We start from the raw sequence: 2,543 nt of genomic DNA, 5'->3' as shown, positions 1-2,543 counted from the left end.
TGCTTGAAGAAGCGCGAGACCCGGGCGATCACGCGGACCAGGTCGGTGTCCTCGTCGAAGAGGATCATGGTTGCCGTGCCCAGGCGCGACTGCACGCGCGGCAGGTCGTCGAAGTCCATCAGGACCGTCTCGGCCTGTTCGCGGGTGATCATCGGCATGGAGACCCCGCCCGGGATCACCGCCTTGAGCTTGCCCCAGCCGCCGCGCACGCCGCCGAAATGATCCTCGATCAACTGGCGCATGGGGATGGACATGGCCTCTTCGACCACGCTCGGCTTGTTCACGTGGCCCGAAGCCGCCATCAGCTTGGTGCCGGCGTTCTTTGGGCGGCCGAAGCTCGAGAACCAGCCCGCGCCACGGCGCAGGATCGTGCCGACGACGGCGATGGACTCGACGTTGTTGATGGTGGTGGGGCAGCCATAGATGCCGGCGCCGGCCGGGAAAGGCGGCTTCAGGCGCGGTTGGCCTTTCTTGCCCTCCAGGCTCTCCATCAGGGCGGTTTCGTCGCCGCAGATATAGGCCCCGCCCCCGTGGGTGACGTGGAGGTCGAAGTCCCAGCCGTTGACGTTGTCCTTGCCGATCAGCTTGGCCGCATAGGCCTGCTTGATGGCGGCTTCCAGACGCTCGCGCTCGGCGACGTACTCGCCGCGAATATAGATGTAGGCGGTGTGGGCGCGGATCGCGTAGCTGGCGATCATGCAGCCTTCGATCAGCAGGTGCGGATCATTGCGAATGATCTCGCGGTCCTTGCAGGCGCCAGGCTCGGACTCATCGGCGTTGACCACCAGGTAGTGGGGCCGCTCGCTGAGCTGCTGCGGCATCAGTGTCCACTTGAAGCCGGTGACAAAGCCCCCGCCTCCCCGGCCCCGCAGGCCGGACTCACGGATCTGCTCGCAGACCCATTCGTGGCTCTGACCCAGCATCTCGCGGGTCGCGTTCCAGCAGCCGCGCGCCTTCGCACCTTCCAGGCCCCAGTCTTGGAGCCCGTAGATGTTGGTGAAGATGCGGTCCTTGTCTTCCAGGATGCCGACCAAGACCCCCTACACTCCCTTTTTCGCGGGCGGCGAGCCCGCGATGAACCAGATTTGCGCGCCGAACCCGATCAGCAGCGCGACCCCAAAGACGACCAGCAGCCAGGACTGGCTGAACCGAAAGGCGCAGACGATCGCCGCGATGGCCACGAAGACGCTGGCCGCGGAGACCGCGACCATGATCGTGAACCGGCGCTTGGCGACCTCGGCCTCTGTCATGCGACAGGCGCCTTGGCCTTACCCTTGGGGGCGGCGTTCGGCAGCGACTTGATCGGCTTGGCGGCCGATCCGTCATAGAGCTTGGGGTCGTTCAGCGTGGTGTTCCCGCCCAGGACAGCGCTGCCCTGACGGCCGATCTCGGAGCCGGGGGGCGGCGTCTGGCCTGCGGCGAAGGCGTCCAGCAGCTTCTCGAAGCCCTCGACGGTGAGGTCCTCGTAATAGCGGTCGTTGATGGCCGCCATGGGCGCGTTGGAACAGGCGCCGAGGCACTCGACCTCCTGCCAGTAGAACTTGCCATCCGCCGAGCGGTGGCTGTCGGGGCCGAAGCGCTTGCGGCAGACCTCAAGCAGGGCCTCGGAGCCGCGCGACTGGCACGCCGTGGTGCCGCACACCTGCACCAGGGCCGTCGTTCCCACCGGCTCCAGCATGAACATCGTATAGAAGGTGGCGACCTCGTAGACCCGGATGGTGGCCATCTTCAGCAGGTCGGCGACGGCGCGGATGGCGGGCTCCGACACCCAGCCCTCCTGCTTCTGCACCAGCCACAGGACCGGGATCACCGCCGACTGCTGGCGGCCGTCCGGGTATTTGGAGATCCACCACTGAACCTGCTTCATCGTCTCGGCCGAGAAGGCGAAGCTGGCGGGTTGATCTGGGGAAAGGCGTCGAACGCTCACGGTCAGAGCCTCACTTCACGAAGTCGACCCGGACGATCTTGGCGTCCGAGATGGTGTAGATGGCCGCGACCTCGAAAGTGTCGCCGCCGGGGGTGCGGGCGACGCGTTCGTGGTCGATGACGCGCGAGCCGATGACCACCCGCGCCATCAACTCAGCCTTGTTCTGCGGGAAGTCGGCAAACAGCTTCTCATGCCGGGCGCGGATGGCGTCGATCCCGTCGGCGGTGATCGCGCCGTTGAAGTCGGCCAGCACCGCATTGTCGGCGTAATAGGCGCAGAAGGCCGAGAGGTTCTGGCTGTTGTAGGCTTCGAACTGGCCGTCCACGACGTCGAACGGCGAGATGCAGGCGGGCGCGCTCATCGGTCCACCTCCCCGAACACGATGTCCAGCGACCCGATGATCGCCGAGACGTCGGCCAGCATGTGGCCCTTGGCCATCCAGTCCATGGCCGCCAGGTGCGGATAGCCCGGCGCACGGATCTTGCAGCGATAGGGCTTGTTGCCGCCGTCGCTCACCAGGAAGACGCCGAACTCGCCCTTGGGCGCCTCGACGGCCGCGTAGACCTCGCCTTCCGGGGTGCGGAAGCCCTCGGTGTAGAGCTTGAAGTGGTGGATC

At 66.3% G+C, this 2,543-nt stretch carries 4 protein-coding genes and 1 pseudogene; all 5 read right to left on the bottom strand.

From position 1 onward, the window contains the following. Positions 1 to 1,034 (bottom strand): NADH-quinone oxidoreductase subunit NuoF (gene nuoF / locus RMO97_RS04865; protein ID WP_310539414.1); only part of this gene is annotated, 1,034 nt, incomplete at its 3' end. A gap of 6 nt (positions 1,035 to 1,040) precedes the next feature. Further along, positions 1,041 to 1,250, bottom strand: a complete 210-nt coding sequence (locus RMO97_RS04860; protein WP_310539413.1) for a hypothetical protein — start codon at positions 1,248 to 1,250, stop codon at positions 1,041 to 1,043. After that, a complete protein-coding gene (gene nuoE / locus RMO97_RS04855) occupies positions 1,247 to 1,927 on the bottom strand; it encodes an NADH-quinone oxidoreductase subunit NuoE (RefSeq protein ID WP_310539412.1) in 681 nt (226 codons plus the stop codon). Before nuoE ends, RMO97_RS04860 begins: the two co-directional genes overlap by 4 nt. A gap of 10 nt (positions 1,928 to 1,937) precedes the next feature. Further along, on the bottom strand, positions 1,938 to 2,288 hold the full coding sequence (locus RMO97_RS04850; RefSeq protein WP_310539411.1) for a nuclear transport factor 2 family protein: 351 nt from the start codon (positions 2,286 to 2,288) through the stop codon (positions 1,938 to 1,940). After that, a pseudogene (locus RMO97_RS04845) lies at positions 2,285 to 2,543 on the bottom strand (NADH-quinone oxidoreductase subunit D); the annotation flags it as partial. The gene RMO97_RS04850 and the pseudogene RMO97_RS04845, both read right to left, overlap by 4 nt.

The sequence above is a fragment of the Phenylobacterium sp. genome (genome assembly GCF_031425575.1).
In the GTDB taxonomy this organism is placed as follows: domain Bacteria; phylum Pseudomonadota; class Alphaproteobacteria; order Caulobacterales; family Caulobacteraceae; genus Phenylobacterium.
The sequence above is the reverse complement of the archived record's forward strand: the minus strand, read 5'-3'. Positions and strand labels throughout refer to the sequence as shown.

What these genes read in the sequence shown, in the direction of transcription:
- RMO97_RS04860 (WP_310539413.1), bottom strand. Translation starts at nt 1,250, where the DNA reads ATGACAGAGGCCGAGGTCGCCAAGCGCCGGTTCACGATCATGGTCGCG.
- RMO97_RS04850 (WP_310539411.1), bottom strand. Translation starts at nt 2,288, where the DNA reads ATGAGCGCGCCCGCCTGCATCTCGCCGTTCGACGTCGTGGACGGCCAG.